Source organism: Ruegeria sp. HKCCD9138, from assembly GCF_057220975.1.
In genome coordinates this window covers 77,273-102,001 of record NZ_JBWVAZ010000005.1, presented here as the reverse complement: position 1 = coordinate 102,001, position 24,729 = coordinate 77,273, and the positions used below count along the sequence as shown (strand labels likewise).

General features: G+C 58.3%; 23 protein-coding genes. 16 read left to right on the top strand and 7 right to left on the bottom strand.

Annotation, left to right across the window (positions count from 1 at the left end):
- Positions 1-12: 12 nt before the first annotated feature.
- A complete protein-coding gene (locus AC2TEL_RS10725; protein WP_480903778.1) occupies positions 13-1,785 on the bottom strand; it encodes an SLC13 family permease in 1,773 nt (590 codons plus the stop codon).
- Between the two features lie 110 nt (positions 1,786-1,895).
- Between AC2TEL_RS10725 and AC2TEL_RS10720 the strand changes: the two genes are divergently transcribed.
- Both AC2TEL_RS10720 and AC2TEL_RS10715 read left to right on the top strand, forming a co-directional pair.
- Complete coding sequence (locus tag AC2TEL_RS10720; RefSeq protein WP_480843773.1) at positions 1,896-2,636, top strand: YebC/PmpR family DNA-binding transcriptional regulator; 741 nt, start codon at positions 1,896-1,898, stop codon at positions 2,634-2,636.
- A gap of 185 nt (positions 2,637-2,821) precedes the next feature.
- The gene (locus tag AC2TEL_RS10715; RefSeq protein ID WP_480903776.1) at positions 2,822-4,096 is read left to right on the top strand and encodes a permease; all 1,275 of its coding nucleotides are present in this window, start codon (positions 2,822-2,824) and stop codon (positions 4,094-4,096) included.
- A gap of 9 nt (positions 4,097-4,105) precedes the next feature.
- On the opposite strand, the gene AC2TEL_RS10710 is transcribed toward AC2TEL_RS10715, so the two are convergent.
- Positions 4,106-4,993: a LysR family transcriptional regulator ArgP gene (locus AC2TEL_RS10710; protein ID WP_480862156.1), complete on the bottom strand. Its 888-nt coding sequence runs from the start codon at positions 4,991-4,993 to the stop codon at positions 4,106-4,108.
- Positions 4,994-5,078: 85 nt separating this feature from the next.
- Between AC2TEL_RS10710 and AC2TEL_RS10705 the strand changes: the two genes are divergently transcribed.
- The 6 genes from AC2TEL_RS10705 to AC2TEL_RS10680 all read left to right on the top strand — a co-directional run bounded on the left by AC2TEL_RS10705 (position 5,079) and on the right by AC2TEL_RS10680 (position 10,877).
- Positions 5,079-5,678: a LysE/ArgO family amino acid transporter gene (locus AC2TEL_RS10705; RefSeq protein ID WP_480862155.1), complete on the top strand. Its 600-nt coding sequence runs from the start codon at positions 5,079-5,081 to the stop codon at positions 5,676-5,678.
- A gap of 40 nt (positions 5,679-5,718) precedes the next feature.
- Positions 5,719-6,627, top strand: coding sequence for a DMT family transporter (locus AC2TEL_RS10700; protein ID WP_480843769.1), 909 nt, complete (start codon positions 5,719-5,721; stop codon positions 6,625-6,627).
- 90 nt (positions 6,628-6,717) lie between these two features.
- Positions 6,718-7,290 (top strand): choline-binding transcriptional repressor BetI, encoded by a 573-nt coding sequence (gene betI, locus AC2TEL_RS10695; protein WP_480843768.1) that lies wholly within the window; start codon positions 6,718-6,720, stop codon positions 7,288-7,290.
- Complete coding sequence (gene betC / locus AC2TEL_RS10690) at positions 7,287-8,795, top strand: choline-sulfatase (RefSeq protein WP_480903773.1); 1,509 nt, start codon at positions 7,287-7,289, stop codon at positions 8,793-8,795. Before betI ends, betC begins: the two co-directional genes overlap by 4 nt.
- 72 nt (positions 8,796-8,867) lie before the next feature.
- Positions 8,868-10,526, top strand: coding sequence for a choline dehydrogenase (gene betA, locus AC2TEL_RS10685; protein ID WP_480903770.1), 1,659 nt, complete (start codon positions 8,868-8,870; stop codon positions 10,524-10,526).
- 111 nt (positions 10,527-10,637) lie between these two features.
- The gene (locus AC2TEL_RS10680) at positions 10,638-10,877 is read left to right on the top strand and encodes an HP1242/YdcH family protein (RefSeq protein ID WP_480843765.1); all 240 of its coding nucleotides are present in this window, start codon (positions 10,638-10,640) and stop codon (positions 10,875-10,877) included.
- 66 nt (positions 10,878-10,943) lie between these two features.
- Here AC2TEL_RS10680 and AC2TEL_RS10675 read toward each other — a convergent pair whose 3' ends face one another.
- Both AC2TEL_RS10675 and AC2TEL_RS10670 read right to left on the bottom strand, forming a co-directional pair.
- The gene (locus AC2TEL_RS10675; protein WP_480843764.1) at positions 10,944-12,344 is read right to left on the bottom strand and encodes a helix-turn-helix domain-containing protein; all 1,401 of its coding nucleotides are present in this window, start codon (positions 12,342-12,344) and stop codon (positions 10,944-10,946) included.
- A 63-nt stretch (positions 12,345-12,407) separates the two neighbouring features.
- Entirely contained in the window at positions 12,408-13,613 is a 1,206-nt protein-coding gene (locus AC2TEL_RS10670) for a multidrug effflux MFS transporter (RefSeq protein WP_480843763.1), read from the bottom strand.
- 181 nt (positions 13,614-13,794) lie between these two features.
- Here AC2TEL_RS10670 and AC2TEL_RS10665 point away from each other — a divergent pair, with 181 nt between their 5' ends.
- The 3 genes from AC2TEL_RS10665 (at position 13,795) to AC2TEL_RS10655 (ending at position 16,374) form a co-directional block, all read left to right on the top strand.
- Entirely contained in the window at positions 13,795-15,327 is a 1,533-nt protein-coding gene (locus AC2TEL_RS10665; RefSeq protein ID WP_480843762.1) for an acyl-CoA carboxylase subunit beta, read from the top strand.
- 74 nt (positions 15,328-15,401) lie between these two features.
- Positions 15,402-15,884 (top strand): DUF6497 family protein, encoded by a 483-nt coding sequence (locus AC2TEL_RS10660; RefSeq protein ID WP_480903766.1) that lies wholly within the window; start codon positions 15,402-15,404, stop codon positions 15,882-15,884.
- Positions 15,885-16,020: 136 nt separating this feature from the next.
- Entirely contained in the window at positions 16,021-16,374 is a 354-nt protein-coding gene (locus tag AC2TEL_RS10655; RefSeq protein ID WP_480903763.1) for a hypothetical protein, read from the top strand.
- A gap of 86 nt (positions 16,375-16,460) precedes the next feature.
- On the opposite strand, the gene AC2TEL_RS10650 is transcribed toward AC2TEL_RS10655, so the two are convergent.
- On the bottom strand, positions 16,461-17,612 hold the full coding sequence (locus tag AC2TEL_RS10650) for a DcaP family trimeric outer membrane transporter (protein ID WP_480903760.1): 1,152 nt from the start codon (positions 17,610-17,612) through the stop codon (positions 16,461-16,463).
- A 662-nt stretch (positions 17,613-18,274) separates the two neighbouring features.
- Here AC2TEL_RS10650 and AC2TEL_RS10645 point away from each other — a divergent pair.
- Positions 18,275-18,478, top strand: coding sequence for a hypothetical protein (locus AC2TEL_RS10645; RefSeq protein WP_480843758.1), 204 nt, complete (start codon positions 18,275-18,277; stop codon positions 18,476-18,478).
- Positions 18,479-18,595: 117 nt separating this feature from the next.
- Positions 18,596-20,641: an ATP-binding protein gene (locus tag AC2TEL_RS10640; RefSeq protein ID WP_480843757.1), complete on the top strand. Its 2,046-nt coding sequence runs from the start codon at positions 18,596-18,598 to the stop codon at positions 20,639-20,641.
- Positions 20,642-20,731: 90 nt separating this feature from the next.
- Here the strand turns inward: AC2TEL_RS10640 and AC2TEL_RS10635 are convergent, their stop codons facing one another.
- Positions 20,732-21,178, bottom strand: a complete 447-nt coding sequence (locus AC2TEL_RS10635; protein ID WP_480862152.1) for a DUF4174 domain-containing protein — start codon at positions 21,176-21,178, stop codon at positions 20,732-20,734.
- Positions 21,179-21,346: 168 nt separating this feature from the next.
- Between AC2TEL_RS10635 and scpA the strand changes: the two genes are divergently transcribed.
- Positions 21,347-23,473 carry a methylmalonyl-CoA mutase gene (gene scpA, locus AC2TEL_RS10630; protein ID WP_480843755.1) on the top strand — a complete coding sequence of 709 codons (2,127 nt, stop codon included), beginning with the start codon at positions 21,347-21,349 and terminating at the stop codon, positions 23,471-23,473.
- A 5-nt stretch (positions 23,474-23,478) separates the two neighbouring features.
- Here the strand turns inward: scpA and AC2TEL_RS10625 are convergent, their stop codons facing one another.
- Complete coding sequence (locus AC2TEL_RS10625) at positions 23,479-23,625, bottom strand: hypothetical protein (protein ID WP_480903758.1); 147 nt, start codon at positions 23,623-23,625, stop codon at positions 23,479-23,481.
- On the opposite strand from AC2TEL_RS10625, the gene AC2TEL_RS10620 reads away from it, so the two are divergent.
- Both AC2TEL_RS10620 and AC2TEL_RS10615 read left to right on the top strand, forming a co-directional pair.
- Entirely contained in the window at positions 23,611-24,207 is a 597-nt protein-coding gene (locus tag AC2TEL_RS10620) for a VOC family protein (RefSeq protein WP_480903755.1), read from the top strand. The two genes, AC2TEL_RS10625 and AC2TEL_RS10620, sit on opposite strands and share 15 nt — an antisense overlap.
- Entirely contained in the window at positions 24,204-24,692 is a 489-nt protein-coding gene (locus tag AC2TEL_RS10615) for an N-acetyltransferase family protein (protein WP_480903752.1), read from the top strand. Before AC2TEL_RS10620 ends, AC2TEL_RS10615 begins: the two co-directional genes overlap by 4 nt.
- Positions 24,693-24,729: the final 37 nt, after the last annotated feature.

The following is a 24,729-nucleotide window of genomic DNA, read 5'->3' as shown; positions in this document are numbered from 1 at the left end:
TGCCTTTACCCGTCAAAGCGGCCAGAAGACAAGGATCGCGGGAATGGAAACGGCAATGATCAGAGCTTCAAGCGGCAGACCCATACGCCAGTAGTCCCCAAACCGGTAACCGCCGGGACCCAGCACAAGCGTATTGTTCTTATGCCCGATGGGTGTGAGGAACGCGGCAGAGGCGGCGACGGCCACGGTCATCAGGAACGGATCAGGCGAGACTTCGAGCGTGCGTGCCATCTGTATGCCGACCGGTGCCGCGACAATGGCCGTGGCCGTGTTGTTCAGCACATCCGACAAGGTCATCGTGACAACCATCAGAACGGTCAGGATTGCCCAGGCCGGCAGGCCGTTGGTCAGTTGAATCAACCCGTTGGCAATCAGTTCCGTACCGCCAGAAGTTTCCAGCGCGCTGCCCAGAGGAATCATCGAGCCCAACAGCACAACGACCGGCCACTCGATATGGTTGTAGATATCGGCAATGGGCAGGATTTTGGTCAGTACATATGCGACGACAACCAGGCCAAGTGCAATCGGCAGGTAGATCAGTCCGACGCTTGCCGCCAGAACGGCAGCGGCAAACAGGCCAATGGCCAGCCACGCCTTGTCGTTCGCAGTCACACTCAACCCGCGTTCTGCCAGCGGCAGACATCGCAGCCATTCGGTGACGTCCGGCCCCCGGTCGCGCGGGCAAAGCAGCAGCAGAATATCGCCAGGTTCGACCTCGGTCTTGCGCACTTGCTGGGTAATTCTTCGACCTTGGCGGGATATTCCCATAAGAACGGTGCTCTGCCGCCAGGCAAGGCCTATTCCTTGTGCGGTGCGGCCATTGATGCGGGCGCTTTCGGGAACCACGACCTCGATCACTTCCAGCCCTTCACCTGCAGCGGTCAGCAGTTCCTGACGGCGTGTGTCGGAAAAATCCAGGTTCAGGGCCGCGCGAAACTCGTCCAACGCTTCGGGGCGCGCTTCCAGCACCAGCGCATCGCCTTCGTGAAGCGTCGCGTGCGCCGATCGGCCATAGCGTCGCTTCCCGTCCCGGATCAGTCCGATGATGGCCACGTCCGATTTCTCGGCCGCCTCGTACAACTCGCTGACGCGCTTGCCGATATGGGCCGAGTCCGCCGGAATGGTCAGCTCGGCAATGTACTCGGCCAAAGCCTCCGATGTTTCTTCCTGCGGCCCTCGGTTGGGGATCAGCCGCCAGCCGACCAGTGCAACAAAAGCAAGGCCGGCGATCGCAGCCAGGCCACCGACGGGGGCGAAATCGAACATGCGAAACGGCTCGCCCAGTGTTTCGGCCCGGATCGAGGCAATGATGATATTGGGTGGCGTCCCGATCAGCGTTGCCATGCCGCCAAGAATGGTGGCAAAGCTCAGCGGCATCAGGCTCAATCCGACCGAACGCCCGGCTTTTCGCGCGGTCTGGATGTCCACTGGCATAAGCAGTGCCAATGCCGCCACGTTGTTCATGAAAGCCGACAGTATCGCCCCGATCCCGCCCATCAACGCGATGTGGGCACCCAGGCCGCGCGATGCATCGACCAGCGTGCGTGTGATCAGGAACACGGCGCCCGACCGGACCAGACCGGCCGATACGACCAGAACCAGCGCGACGATGATGGTCGCGGGATGGCCAAACCCGGCAAAGGCATTGTCAACGGGCACAACACCGAGAACAACGCCAATCAACAGTGCGGTAAACGCCACGAGATCATAGCGAAACCGGCCCCATAGAAGCATTCCGAAAACAGCAATGAAAAGCGCGAAAAGAACAATCTGGTCTGTCGTCATGCCGCCACCATACCTGCCGTCAGGGCCTTCGCAAGTCGCTCTCTTGATCCCATGCCCCGCAAACGTCTATATGAGCGCCAAATACGCAATCACTATCACGAGGACGCACCATGGCAGGCCACTCTAAATGGGCCAACATCCAGCACCGCAAGGGACGTCAGGACGCCGCGCGGTCCAAGCTGTTTTCAAAATTGTCGAAAGAGATCACCGTGGCCGCCAAGATGGGCGACCCCGATCCCGACAAGAACCCGCGCCTGCGTCTTGCGGTGAAAGAAGCCAAGTCGAACTCGGTCCCCAAGGACGTAATCGACCGTGCGATCAAGAAATCGGTTGCCGGTGAAGGGGATGATTACGAAGAAATCCGCTATGAAGGTTATGGCCCCAATGGCGTTGCCGTGATTGTCGAAACGATGACCGACAACCGCAACCGAACGGCTTCGACCGTGCGCTCGACCTTTTCCAAGAACGGCGGCAATCTGGGTGAGACCGGCTCGGTCGGGTTCATGTTCGAACGCAAGGGCGAGGTAGTTTATCCCGCGTCCGCCGGCGATGCAGACACCATCTTTGAAGCCGCAATCGAGGCGGGCGCGGAAGACGTCGAAAGCTCGGAAGACGGCCATATCATCTGGTGTGCCGATACTGACCTGAACGATGTTTCCAACGCCTTGGAGGCAGCATTGGGGGAAACCGAATCCACCAAGCTGGTCTGGAAACCTACAACCACGACCGAGCTGGGACTGGAAGACATGCAGCGCCTGATGAAGCTGGTCGATGCTTTGGAGGACGATGACGACGTTCAGCGCGTCACAACAAATTTTGAAGCCACTGATGAGGTCATGGCGCAGCTCTGATTGGCGATGTCGTTCTATTTCGAAACCCGGCCCCAAACGGCCGGGTTTTTTCGTTTCCTGGGGTACTTCAACGAGTTCTTGGCCGGAGCTGCGCAAGTAAATACACTCGCGGCAAGCGCTGGATATGCCGCTGCAGGCGATAATGTTCGCGCCTTGTGGTGTCGCACAACGTGGACGGCCGGAGAATGGCAAGCAAGACTTCTGATCCCGCAAAGCGGAATGTGCCGGTACTCGCTGGGCAGAGCATCCTGTCGCAGGTGGCCTGGACGCTGGGCAGCCCCTCGGTCGTCCTGCCATTTTTAGCGGTGTCGCTTGAGATGCCGATGTTTTTGGCTGGCACATTGGTTTCGGTTCGCATGGTGGGCAGCATGCTTTCGGACGTCTTTTTTGCGCGTCCAATTGCAGCGTTGCAGCAAAAGAAACGCGGCATAGCAATAACCGAATTGGGGATCGGCGCGTGCCTGTTGTTGGCCCTGCTGGCCGCATGGACAGGCAGCGTCCTTTTGACTGCGACCGCATTTGTCGGAGCGTTTTTCACGATCGGGATGATCGAAGAGACTCAGGCACTGATGTTGTCTGACCTGCGCGGCGATCATCTGAAATCCAAATCCCGCATGCTGATCCGCTATCTGCAACTGGGCGCGGGCGGACTGTTTGCAATTGGTCTTGTGTTGTTCATCCATGAGATCACAAAGGAGCGCCCACCGTTTTCCCGCCATTCAGCAGTTATCGCCGCTTCGGTGACCTTTTTCTTGTTTTCCGCCTTGTGCATTCTGGCAATGACTGAAGTTGCGTCGAAAAAAGCGGTTGATGGGCAGGCGAAACACGGCCCTCGTCAAACGCTGCGCCAGATAATTTCCGGTATCCGGGGCATGTTCGATCAGGCATGGTTTCGCCGCTATCTGATTATGCGCCTGCCCTTGGTGGTGGTGTCGCTGTCGGTACCATTCTTTGCCCTTATCGCGGCAGAGGCGCATCATCACTCGGCCAAGGGGCTGACGGCACTGATCGTTTCTTCGGCGTCCGGTTATCTGGTTTCGGCTCCGCTGTGGCAACTTGTGAACATGAAATCACATCGGGCGGTCATGGTTTCGGGAACGCTGATGGTGGCCGTGACCGGGATTGTCTTGCTGTTGTTCCACTACATGCACTTTGACCACGGCGTTCATTTGCACGCGATCGCCCTGTTCGTCGTCTCGGTCGCGGTGACAGGAATCAGCAGTGCCAAGGGATTGTATTATCTGGATGTCGCTCCCAAGGAGCAACGCGTTCAAGGGGCCGCCGCTATCAAGGCAATCTGCCGGCTTGCAGGGGTTATCTTATCAACCATCCTGGCGGCTGTGGCACATATTCACGAGGTCGCGGCAGCAATCGTGTTCATTGTCATCGTCAGCCTCTGGTCGGCCTATTTCTGCTACCGCATCGTGACCCCGGATGACAGCAAGCCCGTCCGGGCGTAAACCTGATCCTCAGGATGGAGGCATCAAATTGCGCGCCGCCGTATTTCGTACGGCGCGTGTCAGAGGGGCCAGGGCAGGGGCCAGAATACGCCCCACCTGCCAGCTGAGCGCCACGTCCAGCGGAGCATTGGGCACAATTGCGCAAAGGCGTCCGTCATCCAATGCGGATCGCACAAGGCTCTCGGGATTCATACCCCAGCCCAGTCCGGCCACGGCGGCATCCACAAACCCGTTCGAAGATGGCAGAAAATGGGAGGGTGGAGTGATCCGGCTGCCGGTATGGTTCAAAATCCAGGCCTTTTGCAGGTTGTCCTTTCGGTTGAAGGTCAGACAGGGCGCAGTTTGCAGTGAGCTTGTTGTTACACCTTCTGCAAACCATTTTTTCACGAATGCCGGGCTGGCTGTCGGCAAATACCGCAAAGTCCCCAAGGCATTGGCATCGCAACCCGTAACGGGCTGTCCACCCACCGTGACTGCCGCGCTCACTTCGCCGCGCTTGAGCCATTCAGCAGAGTGATCCTGATCGTCGATCACGAGATCAAAAAGCATGTCTTCAACCTGAGACATGGCTTCGATGAACCAGGTTGCCAGGCTGTCAGCGGGGATTGCCACTCTGACCCGAGGCGGGCCGGTATCCCGGTCCATGCCCAGTTCTCGGGTTAGCTGCGCTTCAAGCAACCCGATTTCCGCCGCGTATTGCGCGATCCGCAACCCCGATGGTGTCCCGGTGCAAGGGGTGCCACGCTGGATCAGCGAAACACCAATGCGATCTTCTAATGCTTTGATTCTTTGGGAAATGGCGGACGGCGTCACGGATAATTCCGCAGCCGCCGCCTCAAAGCTGCCATGACGCAGGATAGCCGACAGTGCGGACAAGTGATGTGGATCCAGTTGCATAAGCAAGTCTTAATCAGGATGAGTATCTTTAATTGGTTTGAATCATCGGTGCTGTGTAGTCAACCAGTCAGCAGCCGGAGGTTCCATGTCCACGTCGCTCATTGCCGGATTCGCCCTTGGGTTCAGCCTGATCCTCGCCATTGGCGCTCAGAATGCTTTTGTCCTGCGGCAGGGCCTGCGACGCGAGCACGTCTTTGCCTTGTGCTTCACCTGTGCGATGTCAGACGCAATCCTGATCGGGGCCGGCGTGGCCGGGTTCGGCACTTTGGCGCAGGCCGTACCATGGTTTGAATCGGTCATGCGCTATGGCGGTGCGCTTTTTCTGACTTGGTACGGTTTACGAAGCTTTTGGTCGGCCTGGCAGGGTGGGGCCGTAATGGAAGTTGGGGCCGACCGCATCACCACGCGACGAACGGCCCTGCTGACAGTGCTGGCGTTTACGTGGCTCAACCCGCATGTCTATCTGGATACCGTTGTGCTGATTGGATCCATATCAGCTCAGTACGAGGACCAAGTGGGTTTTGCCATCGGCGCCATGTCTTCAAGCTTTGTGTTCTTCTTTTTGTTGGGGTATGGCGCCCGCATTCTGACGCCACTTTTCACACGTCCTCGCGCGTGGCAGTTTCTGGATGTCCTGATCGGTATCGTCATGTTGGGAATTGCTGCGAAACTTGTTGCCATGTGAAGGGTTGTGGCCCGGCCGTTTTCGGTGTTCAACCAAGGCCATGACATCTCCTCCTGCCCCGTCTCGCCATGTTGCCGGAATGCTTTGGATGCTTGCTGCCGGGCTGTCCTTTGTCGGGATGAACGCATTGGTGAAATCGCTGGGTTCGACAATGAACCCTATACAGGCAGCGTTCCTGCGGTACGTGCTTGGCCTGGTTTTCCTGCTTCCGGCTCTGCGAACGATTTGGTCAACGCACCTGACGGCGCGCGATCTGAAACTGTTCGGGGTACGAGGCATCATCCACGCCGTGGCCGTTATGCTTTGGTTCTACGCAATGACCACCATTCCACTGGCCGAGGTTACTGCAATGAACTACCTGACACCGATCTATGTCACCATCGGTGCAGCGCTTTTTCTGGGTGAAAAGCTGGCCTTTCGCAGGATTGCAGCCATTGGTGTAGCGCTGATCGGTGTGACCATTGTTCTGCGCCCCGGATTTCGTGAGGTGTCGCCCGGGCACCTTGCGATGCTGGGAACAACTCTGGCGCTGGGTGGGTCTTACCTGTTGGCCAAGGTGCTCGTGCAGCATATTCCACCATCCGTGGTCGTGGCCCATCTTTCGATCTGGGTAACAATCGCCTTGATCCCCTTTGCCGTCGCTGTGTGGGAGCCACCAACCCTGCGAGACATTTTTGTTCTGTTCCTGATTGCAAGCTTTGCAACAGCTGGACATTATTTCATGACACTTGCCCTTCAGGCGGCTCCTGTGGCGGTGACCCAGCCGGTGACGTTCCTGCAACTGATCTGGGCCACATTGCTCGGGGCGCTGGTGTTTCACGAGGGCGTAGACATCTGGGTTGTCGGCGGCGGGACACTCATATTGGCTGCGGTCAGCTTTATCTCTTGGCGCGAGGCGGTGCTGAACCGGAAACCGGTAACTCCACCCGATGTTGGTACGAAATTCTAGAGACGTGGGGTGCCGCATGCGGTTATTGATTGACGGGTCAATAAAAACCCCCTAGCGTTTGGCTACTAGGCCTGAGCCAGGGGTGTATCAATGCCAAAACTCGGAATGGAACCGATCCGCCGTGACGCAATCATCAAAGCGACGATTGCCGAACTGGGCGTTCAGAAATCACTGGACGTAACAGTCAGTCAGATCGCCAAGCGGGCAGGGATGTCGAGCGCGTTGGCCCACCACTATTTCGGCGGCAAAGAGCAGATATTTCTGGCTGCCATGCGGCGCATCCTGTCAGATTTCGGTGCCGAGGCCCGGAACGAACTGAAAAATGCCAAGCCGAACGAGCGTGCGCAGGCCATCATCCGGGCATGTTTCGCACCTTCGTGCTTTACGCCGGATGTGATTGCCGCGTGGATGACCTTTTATGTGCTGGCGCAGACCAATGACGATGCCCTGCGCCTGTGGCAGATCTATCAGGCGCGGATACGGTCGAACCTGATTTTCGCCCTGCGCCCGCTAATGAACGATCCGGTCGAGGCAGCCGAGAACATGATTGCCTTGATTGACGGCCTTTATATCCGCGCCGCGCTCAGCGCGCCGGAAGAGCCGCAGCTGGCTGTTACGCATGCTCAGCGCGTCCTCAATACCCTGCTTGAGGCTGAAAAATGACAAAACCCAATATTTTGATCCTGATGGTGGATCAACTCAACGGAACCCTCTTTCCGGATGGTCCCGCGGACTGGCTGCACGCTCCGAACCTGAAAAAGCTGGCATCCCGGTCGACGCGGTTTGCCAATACTTACACAGCATCGCCGCTATGCGCCCCCGGTCGGGCCAGTTTCATGTCCGGGCAGTTGCCGTCCCGTACAGGGGTCTACGACAATGCAGCCGAGTTCCGCAGTGATATCCCGACCTATGCCCACCATCTGCGCCGTGCGGGTTACTACACCTGCCTGTCCGGCAAGATGCATTTCGTCGGCCCCGATCAGATGCACGGGTTCGAAGACCGCCTGACTACTGATATCTACCCTGCCGATTTCGGCTGGACTCCGGATTACCGCAAACCGGGCGAACGGATTGACTGGTGGTATCACAACATGGGCTCGGTCACCGGGGCGGGCGTGGCCGAAATCTCGAACCAGATGGAATACGACGACGAGGTTGCCTACAACGCCAAGGCCAAGCTTTACGATTTGGCCCGTGGTAAGGACGAGCGTCCCTGGTGCGTGACCGTCAGTTTTACCCATCCGCACGATCCCTATGTAGCGCGCCGGAAGTACTGGGATTTGTACGAGGACTGTGAGCACCTTCTGCCCGAAGTTGCCGATCTGGGCTATGACAATCAGGACCCGCATTCCAAGCGGATATTTGACGCCAACGACTGGCGCAGCTTTGACATCACCGAAGAAGATATCCGCAAGTCCCGCCGCGCCTATTTCGCCAATATTTCTTACCTGGACGATAAGATCGGCGAAATCATGGAAGTTCTGGAAACCACACGGCAGGACGCCATCGTCATGTTCGTGTCTGACCATGGCGACATGCTGGGCGAACGCGGGCTGTGGTTCAAGATGAACTTCTACGAAGGTTCGGCACGTGTGCCCTTGATGATCTCCGCACCCGATATGCCTGCCGGTCGTATCGATACACCGGTCTCGACAATCGACGTCACGCCGACCCTTGGGGCGTTGGCCGGTGTTGATATGGCAGAGATTGCACCGTGGACCGATGGTGAAGACCTCGTGCCGCTTGCCAAAGGGACCGAACGCACAGCGCCGGTGAAGATGGAATATGCGGCCGAGGCGTCCTATGCGCCGCTGGTGTCGCTGCGCTATGGCAAATGGAAATACAACCGCTGCACGCTGGATCCCGACCAGTTGTATGATCTTGAGGCTGATCCCCACGAATTGAACAACCTTGCGGACGATCCGGAACATGCAGGCACGTTGCAGACGCTGCAGGCAAAGTCCGAAGCGCGCTGGGATCTGGATCAGTTCGACGCCGATGTGCGCGCCAGTCAGGCTCGCCGCTGGGTCGTTTATGAAGCGCTGCGGCAGGGCGGCTACTATCCGTGGGATTACCAGCCGCTGCAGAAGGCGTCTGAACGCTACATGCGCAACCACATGGATCTGAATGTCGTAGAGGAAAACGCTCGTTTCCCGCGCGGGGAATGACCTTTTCATCGTTTTGAAATACTCCCGCCGAGTGTCTTCCGAATTGGCGCGGCGGGGCAAGGAGTCGTGAATATGGAAGCAGATTTCGTCATCGTTGGCGCAGGATCCGCGGGCTGTGCGATGGCATACCGGCTTAGCGAGGCCGGCGCCTCGGTTCTGGTGATCGAACACGGTGGCACAGATGCCGGGCCGTTCATCCAGATGCCGGCGGCGCTCAGCTATCCGATGAATATGTCGCGCTATGACTGGGGTTACCAGTCAGAACCTGAACCGCACCTGAACAACCGGCGGCTGGCCTGCCCTCGCGGCAAGGTGATCGGTGGATCGTCTTCGATCAATGGCATGGTCTATGTGCGCGGCCATGCCCGGGATTTTGATTCATGGGCCGAACTGGGGGCCGATGGCTGGTCTTTTGCGGATGTGCTTCCCTACTACAAGCGCATGGAAACCTGGCATGACGGTGGTCATGGCGGCGATCACAGATGGCGAGGCACGGATGGGCCGCTGCACGTCTCACGCGGACCCCGTGAAAATCCACTGTTCAAAGCCTTTGTGGATGCTGGCCAGCAGGCAGGCTACGAAGTCACCGGGGACTACAACGGAGAGAAGCAGGAAGGCTTTGGGCCGATGGAGCAGACCGTTTGGAAGGGACGGCGCTGGTCGGCAGCGAACGCGTATCTGAGGCCTGCTCTGAAGCGCGAAAACTGCGATATTGTCCGTGGTCTCGCCTCGCGCGTTGTCATGGAAAACGGACGCGCGAGCGGGGTCGAACTGGTCCGCGGCGGCAAGAAAGAGATCATCCGCGCGCGGCGCGAGGTGGTTCTGGCTGCGTCATCGATCAACTCGCCCAAGTTGCTGATGCTGTCCGGGATTGGCCGGGCCTCTCATTTGGCCGAGCACGGCATTGAAGTCGTGGCGGATCGTCCGGGCGTGGGTGCGAATCTGCAGGACCATCTAGAGCTGTATATACAGCAGGCTTCGCTGCAGCCGATCACGCTCTACAAGCATTGGAACCTGATCAGCAAAGGCCTGATCGGTGCGCAATGGCTGTTTACGAAAACCGGGCTAGGCGCGTCGAACCAGTTCGAAAGCGCGGCGTTCATCCGGTCAAAGCCTGGCGTGGAATATCCTGATATCCAATACCATTTCCTTCCGATGGCTGTGCGTTACGATGGAAAGGCCGCCGCCGAGGGGCACGGTTTCCAGGCGCATGTGGGGCCGATGCGGTCGCCCTCGCGCGGAGCGGTGACGCTGCGGTCGAACAGGCCGGAAGACGCGCCCGTTATCCGATTCAATTACATGAGCCACGAAGAAGACTGGGAGGACTTCCGTACCTGTATCCGGTTGACCCGTGAGATATTTGGGCAGGACGCGTTCAAACCTTACGCCGGCAAGGAAATCCAACCGGGTGCGCATGTCCAGACGGATGGAGAATTGAACAGTTTCATCGCCGAGCACGCGGAAAGCGCCTATCACCCCTGCGGAACTTGTCGGATGGGGCGTGCTGACGACAAAAACGCCGTTGTAGATCCCGAGGGGCGCGTGATTGGCGTGGATGGGCTGCGTGTCGCTGACAGCTCGATCTTTCCGCAGATCACAAATGGCAACCTGAACGCTCCTTCGATCATGGTCGGCGAAAAAGTATCGGATCACATGCTGGGCAGAAATCCCTTGCCGAAAGCCAACGATCGCCCTTGGATTCATCCCGGTTGGGCGACGGCGCAGCGATGAGATATCCCACAAAAGACTGAATGGCGTGGGTTGTTTTTGATCCGCGTCAATGTGGTGTCTGGCAGGTATCCTTAGCATCGGGACGTAACGCCAATTAGAGGAGCGAACAGGATGTCCCACACCCCGCATGAACTGGCCGAAGAATTCCCCGACAAGGTCGAAATGATGAGCCAGCTCAAGCAGACGGACGCGCATTTCGCGCGGCTGGCGGATGAGTATCACGAGGTCAACCGCGAGGTTCACAGGGCCGAAACCAATGTTGCCCCGATGGAGGAGCTGGCCGAAGTTGAACTGCGCAAGAAACGCGCGGCACTCAAGGACGAGATCTGGGCGATCCTGTCCAAGACCTGAAATATGAGTGGGGGCTCCGCCCCCGCCGCAACCTCGCCGTTTCGGGGAATTTAAGCCCGAGGACAGTCAGGTCACTTCGTAGGGCAGAGTACCTCGTCTATGCGCGTCAATCGTCAGGCGTCGTTCAAGCGGTGGGACTGAGCGCTGATGACATGTCTGGCGTTCGCAAATCCGGCAAGAGATGCCGATCGGTTCAAAGGCGCTTGCGTTGTTGATGTCCAGATTGTCGGCATAGACCAGCGCCTCCGCGTGACGGACCTCGCATCCCAGGGCGATAGCATATCGACGGACCGGCGCGCCAAAGGAGCCGCCGGACTTCGAAACATCCCGCGCCAGAGAGATATAGCGAACACCGTCCGGGGTTTCCGCCAGTTGGCGCAGAAAGTGCCCCGGTGTTTCGAACGCGCGGTGGACGTTCCATAGCGGACATGCTCCGCCAAAGCGAGCGAATTGCAATCGGGTGGCGGAGTGGCGCTTGGTAATCGTTCCGGCCTGATCGACGCGCACGAAAAAGAATGGTATGCCCTTGGCCCCCGGACGCTGCAGCGTAGACAGGCGATGTGCCACTTGTTCAATCGAGGCCCCGAAACGGTTGCTGAGCAGTTCCAGATCATGCCGGTCCTCTTGCGCCGCGGCCAGAAACGGGCCGTAAGGCATCAGCGAGGCGCCGGCGAAATAGTTGGCCAACCCGATTTTCGCGATGGCGCGGGCTTCGTCACTTTGAAAGCGGGCGAAATCCAGGGTGGCCTCAAGCAGCTTGTCCTGGCTGATCAGGGCTACTTGAAGCAAAAGCTGAAACACCTGCGTCTGCGGCGCGGCGCGGGAAGACAGACGCAGAGTTTTTTCTGCCGCGTCATAACTGCGCAGCGTTTCGGTATCGGCAAATGTGACCTGAATTCCTCGTTCCGTCAGGCTACCGAGGGCCGCCTGTCGGATACCGCCCGGTGCTTCGGCGCGCGATGCGAACCGTTCGGCAGCGCGATCCACCGCATCAATATAGTTGTCGCAGTAGTGGAAAAAATCGCGCACCTCTTCCCAGGGGCTCGCCTGGGTGCGCGCGTCCTCGCGTCCCAGAGCCTCGTCCAGCGACGCCAGTCGCTCATGGGTTTGACGATACGTGCGATGTAGTTCGATAAACGCGCGCGCCAGTGCCGGAGCGTTCGAGGCGGTCAATCGCAGATCGGCCAGTGGTGGCATGGTGTCGGCAAAAACGGGGTCGGCCAACACCTCTCGCATATCCGAAACCAGCCGCTCACTATCGCCGGTACTGAGTTCGGTCACATCCATGCCGAACTCCTGCGCCAGCGCCAGAACAACCGTGGTCGAGATTGGCCGGTTGTTGTTCTCCATCTGGTTCAGATAGGGCAGCGAGACACCTAGTTTGGTGGCGAATTCCTTCTGTGTCAGGGTCAGGCGCGTGCGCATTTCGCGCAGTTTCGCACCGGCGTATAGTTTCTGAGTGGCCATGGCGTGCCTTTGCAGATTTCCTGAATGCGCAGGCTAACTTTGCAAATTCACGGGCGCAAGCCGTTAGAGGCCCAGCTGCCGTTCGCGCCATATCACGCTGGTAATTGCAAATATGGCCAGAACCGATGTCGCCAGCATCAGCCACAGCAAGGGCATGGCCCCCGTCTCGTGCGTCAGAAGGGCACCAGCCAGGGCGCTCAGGGCGGCGCCGCCGCCAAGCATGATCGCGCCGCTCAGCCCCGAGGCGGTGGCGGCCAGACGCGGGCGGACAGACAGCGCGCCGGCGGTGGCGTTCGGGATAGACATGCCGTTCCCAAGGCCAACAAAGGTCATCAGGCCGAAAAAGCTGATGGCCGTACCCAATCCCAACAGAAACAATGCCGCGGACAGCGCTACGCCAATTGCATTCAACCAGCAGCCCCAGCGCACCATTCTGTTGACGCCGTAACGTATCGAATAGCGTCCGCTGATGAAATTGCCGAAAAAGTAACCCAGCGCTGGGGCGCCGAAATATACTCCGACCTCAGAAGCAGTCATGCCGAAAACTTCGGTCCCGATGAATGGTGCACCCCCGAGATAGGCGAAGAAAGCGCCGGAAGACAGCGCCGAGGACAGCGAATAGCCCCAGAATCGAGGCGAGGTCAGCAGCTCGGGGTATTCGCGAAACTGCTGCAAAAGCGTCTTTCCGCTCGCGGCGGCTGTTTCCCCGAAATCTCGATAGGTCAGTAGCAACGTCAGCGCTGCCAGACCGAAGGGCATCCAGAAGTTGGCCTTCCAACCAAAGGCCTCCTCAAGCAACCCGCCGATTGCAGGGCCAATCATCGGCACGACTGCCATGCCCATGGTTACATACCCGATCATCGACGCCGCCTGATCCTGTTCATACATGTCGCGGACGGCGGCACGGCTGAGTACCATACCCACAACAACCACAGCCTGAAACATTCTGAATGCCAGAAACGTCTCGACATTCGGCGCGTAAATACAACCCAGCGTGGCCAGCAGAAACAATGCCAACCCCCACAGCAGAACCGGCCTGCGCCCGGCCTTGTCCGCAATGGGGCCGATCAGAATCTGCAGGACTGCGTTGACCAACAGGTACAACGCAATGGACAGCTGCATGATCTTGTAGTCGGTTTGAAAATAGGCGGCCATGAAAGGCAGGCTGGGCAGGAACAGATTCATGCTGAGTGCCGACAAACCGGACAACAAAACAAGTGTTGCAAGTGTCGGGGGTGTTCGGCTCACAGTGGACGTTCTGAACTGCATGGTTCACCATTAGTGCCTCATTCCGGGAAACGCCATCCGGCTTTTGAGGTGTCGCGCGAATTAACAAATTTGCAATTATCTACACTTCGATTGCCAAAGGTTTGCAAATTTGCCGAAAACTTCTTTGGTCACAGGTCGCGCATCGGTATTGTCCCGGAAAATCTCATAGGGGAATACCGGCATGAAAGACATCCTTTCCGAGCTTGAAGACCGCCGCAACAATGCACGTCTCGGGGGCGGGCAAAAGCGGATCGACGCGCAGCACGCGCGAGGAAAACTGACTGCACGCGAACGGATCGAGCTGCTGGTGGACGAAGGCAGCTTTGAAGAATTCGACATGTTCGTCAGCCATCGCTGCACCGATTTTGGTATGGAAAAACAAAAGACTGCCGGCGACGGGGTCGTGACCGGATGGGGTACGATCAATGGCCGGATGGTCTATGTGTTCAGTCAGGATTTCACGGTATTCGGTGGTTCTCTTTCGGAAACACATGCGCAGAAGATCTGCAAGATCATGGACATGGCTGTGCAGAATGGCGCCCCCGTGATCGGTATCAACGACTCGGGCGGGGCGCGAATCCAGGAAGGTGTTGCATCGCTGGCGGGGTATGCGGAAGTTTTTCAACGCAACATTATGGCGTCGGGCGTCGTGCCTCAGATCAGTGTGATCATGGGGCCGTGTGCCGGCGGTGCGGTATATAGCCCGGCGATGACAGACTTTATCTTTATGGTCAAAGATACCTCGTACATGTTCGTGACAGGTCCGGACGTCGTCAAGACCGTCACCAACGAGGTCGTAACGGCCGAAGAACTGGGTGGGGCGTCGACCCATACCAAGAAGTCTTCGGTTGCCGATGGCGCGTTCGAAAACGATATCGAGGCATTGGCAGAGGTTCGGCGCCTGGTCGATTTCTTGCCACTCAACAACCGCGAAAAGCCGCCCGTCCGTCCGTTCTTCGATAGCCCCGAACGGGTTGAGGGTTCGCTCGACACGCTGATCCCCGACAATCCGAACACGCCCTACGACATGAAGGAACTTATCACCAAGGTGGCGGACGAGGGCGACTTTTACGAAATCCAGGAAGACTACGCCAAAAATATCATCACCGGCTTCATCCGTCTGGAGGGGCAGACTGTTGGCGTGGTAGCCAATCAGCCGATGGTTCTGGCCGGGTGTCTGGACATCGACAGTTCCCGCAAGGCGGCACGGTTCGTACGGTTCTGTGACTGTTTCGAAATTCCGATCCTGACCTTCGTGGATGTTCCGGGCTTCTTGCCCGGTACTTCGCAAGAATATGGTGGCGTGATCAAGCACGGCGCCAAGCTGCTGTTCGCATACGGCGAGGCGACAGTGCCGAAGGTCACCGTAATCACCCGCAAGGCGTATGGCGGGGCTTATGACGTCATGGCGTCCAAGCACCTGCGCGGCGATTTCAATTATGCCTGGCCCACGGCCGAGATTGCGGTGATGGGCGCCAAGGGTGCCACCGAAATCATCCACCGGGCGGATCTGGGCGACTCGGACAAGATCGCCAAGCATACTCAGGACTACGAAGACCGGTTTGCCAATCCCTTCGTCGCCGCCGAGCGTGGCTTCATCGATGAGGTGATCATGCCGCAATCCACCCGCCGCCGCGTGTCCAAGGCGTTTGCCAGCTTGCGCAACAAGCAGCTGAAGAACCCCTGGAAGAAACACGACAATATCCCGTTGTGAGGTAAGCGGCGGAGCAATGCGCCCGCCGCGATCAAAGAAATCCAAGCGAAACAGCGACGTACAGCCTCTAAGTAATGCAAGCAAACAGAGATAGCATAGCGCAGGTCCAAAGCCTGATGCGCGCAACTCCGAATGGAGGTTGTCGCCCGCGGCGGTTCCGGGGCTGCGCCTCTGTTTGGGCCGTCGTAACGTTGCTGTCGGCACCGGTGGCGTGGGGTGAATCGTTGCTTCCGGTTCCGTCCGGACAACCTGTCGAACTCAACAACGTTTTGCTGGACACAAATCCGGGCGAGCTTTGGGTTCGGTTCAGGTTTGTCGCGCCGAAAATCGGCTCGACCGCCGGGCACATCACCTATGATGTCGCGGTGGTCGACATGGCGCACTTGTGCGAGGCTTTGGCGGTGCCTTACGTGGCGAAGCACGAATTGGAACCGGCCCGCGTCGTAATCTCGTTCTCGGATCGCGCACTGGATTTCGGCGAAACGGACCTTGCCGCCACCCAGTTTTTCGAAGCCTACCGCCTGGAAGAGTCCCGGTGTATCTGGGAGGGGCTCTGACCATGAATACCAGAATTCATGACCTCAGCGAGCCTTATCCCCATGTCGCACCTTCGGAGGTTTGCATGACTTTTCCATCCCGGTCCATACACCGGTTTCCTTGTCTTCTCAGCAATAAGAGCGAGGAGATTAAAGCATGTTGAAACATCGCGGTTTCCCCGGCCGTTTGCCCGGTACGGATTTTCAGTTCACCATTCGACGCGCCAACCCAAAGGGCGCGACACCGCTGACCCGGCGCGAACGATTCAGGGACCGCAAACCGGCTGACCGCAGGGCTGATGCCGCCTTTATGCGTGCCTTGATAGAACATTTTTGGGATCAGCCCTTCGAGCGCGGAAACCTGGATGCCGGGCGCTTGAGCTGGCTGTTCGGGCGTGAGGTTGTCGCGGCGGAGGATCCCTTTGATCCTGCCAGCTATGATGCTTTGCTGGTCATTGATCTGGAAGCTGTGCGCCAGTCCTTTCCCGACATTCTGGACGGGGCAGGTTGATCGTGACTGGTGTGATGCAAAATATGGCGCAGCGCGGCGAAGGCCGTGTGACCCCGCCCTGGATTGGGCGAGGCCATGTTGATGCGTCAGAAGTTCAGTTGTGCGGCAACCTGAACGCGGTTCCCGTCGAAAGTACGGCCAGTGTTGACGTCGTTCCGCTCGCCGTAGATGTACTCGGCACTCAATGTCAGGTTGTCAGTCGCCTTGTAAAAGGCGTTGACGTGGATCGTTTCCAGTTCGGTGAACGAAAGCGTTCCGGTCGAGGTCGGCAGATCGTAGTCCTCCTGACCGTAGCTGATGCCAACATTCCATTTCGGGGTGATATCCTGTCGGAACTCGACGGTGTAGCCGTCGACATCGTTGGCTTGGCCGTTAACGATCGGAGCACCCAGGCCGATCAGGTAGGGTCCAAGGGCCTCGCCGTTGACATAGTTGACCTGAAACAAGCCGCCGTTCCATGGGCGGATCGAGCCGGACAAAGTAAAGCCGGTCTGGTCGACCTCGACATTGCCGGACTGCGCCTTGCCGTACAGGGCCGAAGCCCGTGCGAGGTAGGTTCCGTCATTGTATTCGACAGAACCAGTCAGGACCGGATCATTGGAATTGGAGCCGCCAACGTTTTCTTCAACCGAGACGGCGAAGGTCGTGTTATCCGCAAAGTTATTCGTATAACGCACTTGTGGAACACGAGCGAAGGGGATCCCGACAGGGCCATTGAATTCGACCGTGGTCGGGTACGAATTGAGCGGCATGAAATTGGTCCATGTCTGACCGATCAGCCAGGCGTCCCCGATTGTGATATTGGCGTGGCGCAGGCGCAGTTCGGCTGTTCCGTTCGACGCGAAAAGGTCCAGTTCCAATTGACTTCCGATGTCTCCGATCGCCGAGGGAGTGTTGGTTCTCAGGCCAATCCGCGACTGCCGGACCGTGGCCCCAAAAGTTCCGTCGGTTGCCGCCGAGGGCTCGCCGATTACGTTCACGAAGGCCGTGTCGCCCTGAGCGTATTCAAAGTCGTAGAAGAAGTCGGCTTTGACGTATCCGTAGACGTCAAGTGTGGTGTTGCCGATCTGCAAATCACCGGTCCCCGAGCCGGGATTGGCGGTCTCCAGAGCTTCGACCCGGGCGCGCAGCGCGTCCAGTTCGGCCTGTGTCTGAGCATCTTGCGCAAAGGCTTGCGTACCGGTCACGCAAAGCGTGCTGGCAGCAAGCAGGCAAGTGGTTTTACCCTTTATTTTCATGGGATTAAGTCCTTGTGTGCGAGTGTGCGACGCCACCGTTTCACGCATGCAAGGTTGATGGAAATCACTAAAGCGGGAGAAAATAAGCGCATTTTCTCAAGCAATCGTGACGGGAACTGCACCGGTATTCACTCGGGTGTGATCCGCGTTCCTAAGCGCCCATATGCACGCAATAATTTTCATCGCATCCAACACATTTGTCGTGAGCGGATTTGGCGTCGGGCTGGGCTCTCACAGTTGTTTTGTAACGACAACGTGACGTGCGAAACGGGTGTGAAAACGGGTGTCTCATGTCGAGACGTCGGCGCAAATCTGCGCGTGATTTTGCCCGATTGGCGGGTTTCAGCCGGAAATCAAAAAGGAAGAAATGCCTGGTTGGCGGCTGAAAATGAACTGTGCAAGGTGGTCGGGCCGTGCGGCTCTACTTTGCCTGCGTCGCACAAGCACCTACTATTCCGTACCCCTTCCTTCCGCGGACAGGCTTGTGAACCCCACAATCACCTGTCCGCGTTTTTCTTTGCACAGGGTTCCAGTCAGGGTTCCGGGGTAAGAAGGCAAAAACCTGCGCAATTCATGAAATTCCGTGCATTGTTATTGCATAACAACGCCTGTTTCCCACATCTGCCATCAAAGACTTCAAGAAACCTAAAGGGGCAGAAGAAATGCGATTCTCAAGACTATGCTATGTATTGGCGGCCTGCGCAGGGCTTGCGGCCTGCGGCGACACCACAGGCGAGCAAGCGGTGCTTGGCGGCGGTGCCGGGGCAATCGGCGCAGCGGTCCTTAACGCCGACCCGTTGTTCGGAGCGGCGGTCGGGGCCGCAGGCAACGTCTTGTACTGCAAGACGCAGAACAACTGTAACTAACAACACTTCTTCGGGGCTTGCACGGCCCCAACCGTCATCGCGCATCACGCCGTTGCAGGGCTCGCACCCTGCAGCGGCGTTTTTGCGTTTTCAGAACACCAAGACAAAGGACGTTTCATGTTCAACAAGATCCTGATCGCCAACCGGGGCGAAATCGCCTGCCGCGTCATCAAAACCGCGCGCAAGATGGGAATCGGCACGGTTGCCATTTACTCGGATGCGGACAAGAACGCGCTGCATGTCTCAATGGCGGACGAGGCAGTTCATATTGGCCCACCGCCGGCCAACCAGTCCTATATCGTGATCGACAAGGTCATGGACGCCATACGTCAAAGCGGTGCCCAGGCGGTTCACCCGGGCTATGGCTTCTTGTCTGAAAACTCCAAATTCGCTGAAGCGCTCGAAGCCGAAGGGGTCGCCTTTGTCGGCCCTCCCAAAGGCGCAATCGAGGCTATGGGTGACAAGATCACCTCGAAGAAAATTGCTCAGGACGCGGGGGTTTCGACCGTGCCCGGCTACATGGGCCTGATCGAAGACGCGGATGAGGCGGTGAAAATCTCAAACGACATTGGTTATCCGGTGATGATCAAGGCCAGCGCCGGGGGTGGTGGCAAAGGGATGCGGATCGCGTGGAATGATGAAGAGGCGCGCGAGGGCTTCCAGTCATCCAAAAACGAGGCCGCCAACTCGTTCGGTGACGATCGGATTTTCATCGAAAAATTCGTGACCCAGCCTCGCCACATCGAAATTCAGGTGCTCTGTGACAGCCATGGCAACGGCATCTATCTGGGTGAGCGCGAATGCTCGATCCAACGCCGGAACCAGAAAGTGGTGGAGGAAGCTCCATCGCCTTTCCTTGATCCTGAGACTCGCAGGGCAATGGGTGAACAGGCGGTCGCACTGGCCAAGGCTGTGGACTACGCAAGCGCGGGGACGGTCGAGTTCATCGTCGATGGCGAAAAGAACTTTTACTTCCTTGAAATGAACACACGTCTACAAGTGGAGCACCCTGTGACCGAGCTGATCACCGGTGTTGATCTTGTAGAACAGATGATCCGTGTGGCGGCGGGCGAGAAACTGTCGATCACGCAGGACGACGTGACCCTGACCGGATGGGCCATTGAAAACCGCCTTTATGCCGAGGACCCGTATCGCAACTTCCTGCCGTCGATCGGGCGCTTGACCCGCTATCGCCCGCCGCAGGAAACCGCCGCTGGCCCGTTGCTGGTGAATGGAAAATGGCAGGGTGACGCGCCCGAAGGCGACACGGCCGTGCGCAATGATACCGGCGTCTATGAGGGCGGCGAGATCAGCATGTATTACGATCCGATGATCGCCAAGCTCTGCACCTGGGCCCCGACGCGGGCGCAGGCGATCGAGGCCATGCGTGTCGCATTGGACAGTTTCGAGGTTGAGGGCATTGGCCACAACCTGCCTTTCCTGTCGGCCGTGATGGACCATCCCAAATTCGTCAGCGGCGACATGACCACGGCCTTCATTGCCGAGGAATACCCGGATGGTTTTGAAGGTGTCGAGCTGCCCGAAGACGATCTGCGACGCATTGCGGCTTCTTGCGCGGCGATGCACCGGGTCGCGGAAATCCGCCGCACCCGCGTATCTGGCCGGATGGACAACCACGAACGCAAGGTCGGGAAACGCTGGGTCGTTTCGTTGCAGGGTCAGGAATATGCCGTGCAGGTCAATGCCGACAGGGAAGGTGCGACCGTGAAGTTCGAGGACGGATCCGCGCTGCGTGTCGCTTCGGATTGGACTCCGGGCGATCAACTGGCGGTGCTGGATGTCGATGGCCATACGCTGGTTCTGAAAGTCGGCAAGGTCTCGGGCGGCTTCCGCATCCGGAACCGCGGCGCGGACCTGAAGGTGCATGTGCGCCGCCCACGCGCGGCGGAACTGGCCAAGCTGATGCCCGAGAAACTACCGCCAGATACCTCAAAGATGCTGTTGTGCCCGATGCCCGGCCTGATCGTGAAAGTCGATGTCGAAGTCGGTCAGGAGGTGCAGGAAGGTCAGGCGCTTTGCACGGTTGAGGCGATGAAAATGGAAAACATCCTGCGCGCCGAAAAGAAGGGCACCGTATCCAAGATCAACGCGGGTCCCGGCGACAGTCTGGCCGTGGACGATGTGATCATGGAATTTGAGTGATCACGCCATGCGCGCGACTGTGCCACATATCCCAAAGTTACCGGCGCTTTGCGCCGGGGCCAGCCTGTGTGGCAGTCTGGAAGAGTTCGGTCAGCCGCCTTCGCGCCGCTCGCGGATTTCGCGCTGGCGCAGCGGCGTCTTGTCGATGGACCGACCGATCTCACGCACGCTCCAGGGACTGGGCTTGCGCAGCTTGACCACGCCGTCTTTATCGACGAACACCATCTGGAACCCACGCGGGCGCAACTGTGACCGGATCGCCGACCGGGCCGCCGGGTCCGTGTCGGTCAACACGATCACATCCCGGTCGCGCATCGCTTCTTCGCCCTCAAGCAGCATGTCGATTTGTTGCTGGAAACGCGGATCTGCCGGCGTGTCCGCGAATACGACAATGGGCCGATTGACCCAGAGAAATTCGCTCAGATCGCTGTCGCCAGCCGGACGAACGAATGCGTCATCCGTAGGTGCAGACCCGTCTGCGGCGAATGCCGCCAGCGGGATTAGTGCCGAGAAAACAAGGGCAAGCGTGCGTGTCATAGGGCCTCCTGTCCTGTTGAATATAGCCGCTGTGCGGACGAATGCGACCGGCGAATTGCAGACAGCGCTCAAAAATTCGCGCTTTGACCGTCGGAAAGAGGCGGCGCCGAACAACTCTGCGCGCGGGCAACAGCCTGCCGCGACCCGAATTGACGAGAGGAAATCGAAATGACCAACACGAAGGACTGGCAGGCGCTGGCTGAAAAAGAGCTGCGCGGACGGCCGTTGGACGATCTGACCAAAGAGACGCTGGAAGGTATCAACGTCAAACCGCTTTATACGCAGGAAGATACCGCTGATTTGCCCCATATGGGGTCGCTTCCCGGATTCGGGCCGTTTACGCGCGGTGTCAAGGCAACAATGTATGCGGGCCGCCCCTGGACCATCCGTCAATACGCCGGGTTTTCGACAGCTGAGGAGTCGAACGCTTTCTATCGTCGCAACCTGGCTGCCGGCCAGCAGGGCGTGTCGGTTGCCTTCGATCTGGCGACGCATCGGGGTTATGACAGTGACCATCCGCGCGTCGTTGGAGACGTGGGTAAGGCAGGCGTCGCTATCGACAGCGTCGAGGATATGAAGATTCTGTTCGACGGCATCCCGCTGGACAAGGTTTCTGTCTCGATGACCATGAACGGTGCGGTGATCCCGATCCTGGCGAATTTCATTGTAGCGGGCGAAGAGCAGGGCCACGACAAATCAGCCCTGTCTGGCACCATTCAGAACGACATTCTGAAAGAGTTCATGGTGCGCAACACCTACATCTACCCGCCTGAACCGTCGATGAAGATCATCTCGGACATCATAGAATACACTTCGAACGAGATGCCGAAATTCAACTCGATCTCGATCTCGGGCTATCACATGCAGGAGGCCGGGGCCAATCTCGTTCAGGAACTGGCCTATACGCTGGCGGATGGCCGCGAATATGTCCGCGCCGCGACGCAGGCCGGGATGGATGTGGACAAGTTTGCTGGCCGGCTGTCCTTCTTCTTTGCCATCGGCATGAATTTCTTCATGGAGATTGCCAAGCTGCGTGCGGCGCGCACGCTGTGGCACCGTGTGATGACAGAGTTCGGGGCAAAATCCGAACGTTCCAAGATGCTGCGCACCCACTGCCAGACCTCGGGCGTCAGCTTGCAGGAGCAGGACCCCTACAACAACGTGATCCGCACTGCCTATGAGGCGATGAGCGCGGTACTGGGCGGAACACAATCGCTGCATACAAACGCTCTGGACGAGGCGATTGCGCTGCCCACCGATTTCTCGGCCCGCATCGCACGGAACACGCAGTTGGTGCTGCAGGAAGAAACGGGCGTGACCGACGTGGTCGATCCGTTGGCCGGGTCTTACTATGTCGAAAGCCTGACCAACGAACTGGTCGAAAAGGCCTGGGCCTTGATGGAAGAAGTCGAGGAGATGGGCGGTATGACCAAAGCCGTCACCTCTGGCATGCCCAAGCTGCGGATCGAGGAAAGCGCGGCCCGCCGTCAGGCGATGATCGACCGGGGAGACGAGGTGATCGTCGGGGTCAACAAGTATCGCAAGGAACAGGAAGATCCGATCGACATATTGGACGTTGATAACGTTGCCGTTCGCGAAGCTCAGGTCGCACGTTTGGAACGTATTCGGTCGACCCGCGACGAAGCCGCCTGCCAGCAAGCCTTGGACGCCCTGACCGTTACCGCCCGCGAAGGAGGCAATTTGCTGGCCGCTGCCGTCGAAGCCGCCCGCGCCCGCGCATCCGTAGGAGAGATCAGCATGGCCATGGAAAAAGAATTCGGTCGTCATCGCGCCGAAGTTAAGACGCTGGCTGGCGTTTACGGCGCAGCCTACGAGGGCGACGAAGGTTTCGCCGCGATCCAGAAATCCATCGAGGATTTTGCCGAGGCTGAAGGGCGCCGCCCCCGTCTTCTGGTCGTCAAGATGGGGCAGGACGGTCACGACCGGGGCGCCAAGGTGATTGCGACGGCCTTTGCCGACATCGGTTTTGACGTGGACGTTGGGCCTTTGTTCCAGACCCCGGCCGAAGCGGCGCAAGACGCAGTGGATAACGACGTGCACGTGGTTGGGATCTCCTCTCAGGCTGCGGGTCACAAGACATTGGCGCCTCAACTGGTCGAGGAGCTGAAAAAAGCCGGTGCCGAGGATATCATCGTGATCTGCGGCGGCGTCATCCCGCAACAGGATTACCAGTTCCTGTATGACCACGGCGTCAAGGCGATTTTCGGACCGGGAACAAATATACCTGAGGCGGCGCAGGATATCTTGCGTCTGATCGGTGAAGCGCGCGAATAGTGCTTTCAGGCAACGACCGCAGGATCGAGATTTTTTACTGAAAAATCTTGTGGTACAAAGCCTTCGACGACGACTCTGCCATCGAAAGCAGCGCGTTTTCGCGCTGCTTTTTCTTGGATGATTTGAAGGAGTACGCCATGAAATTGGACCATATTGCCGTTTCCGGTGAATCGTTGGAAGCCGCAACCGCCCATGTCGAGCATGCTCTCGGCGTTGAACTGCAGCAAGGCGGCAAGCACGCGAAATTTGGCACCCATAATCGTTTGCTCGGGCTGGATAACGGTCTGTATCTGGAAGCGATCGCAATTGATCCGGATGCACCTGTGCCTGACCAGCCACGATGGTTCGATCTGGACCGGTTCCAAGGGGACGCGCGCCTGACCAACTGGATTTGTCGTGTGACCGATATTGAAACCGTTACAATGCCTGGTGGTCCCGTTACACCAATTGATCTGGATCGGGGCGCGTTGCGATGGCGGATGGCAGTACCTCCGTCCGGGCGGTTGCCTTTCGACAATCTCTATCCGGCTCTCATCCAGTGGCAGGGGGATCTGCATCCTGCTCAGATGCTGCAGGCCAGCGGGTGCAGATTGCGACGATTGGTGGTGTATCATCCCGATGCATTGGATCTTGCGCGTCTGTTGGGGCCATTGGATCTGGTCGAATTCGACTCTGGCCCTGCGGCGATGCAGGCCGAGTTTGACACACCGCACGGGCCCCGTGTGCTGGAATGATCATTCGTCCGGCCCGGGCCGCCGATGCAGATGCGATTGCCGCGATCACCAACGCGATCATTCGGGACACACTGGTTACGTTCACGACCGAAACACGCAACCGGGACAGCATTGCTGCCGATATCGCCTCACGACCTGAACAGTATCTGGTGGCACAGTTGGATGAACAGGTCGTTGGTTTTGCCACGTACAACCAGTTCCGTGGGGGTCCGGGATACGCTCATACCTGCGAACATACGATCCAGTTGGCGCCCGAGGCACGCGGCCAGGGTGTCGGTCGTGCTTTGATGGCCGCTCTGGAAGAGGCGGCCCGCCTGAACGGAGTGCATGTTCTGGTGGCAGGCATATCGTCGGCCAACCCGAATGCAGTGGCTTTTCACGCTGCCATTGGTTTTGACGAGGTTGGGCGGATGCCAGAGGTGGGCCGAAAACGAGGGCGCTGGCTGGATTTGGTATTAATGCAAAAAATACTGGCCCCGCAGTGATCTGTCGCACCTGACAGTCGCATCGGTGCGCGCTACT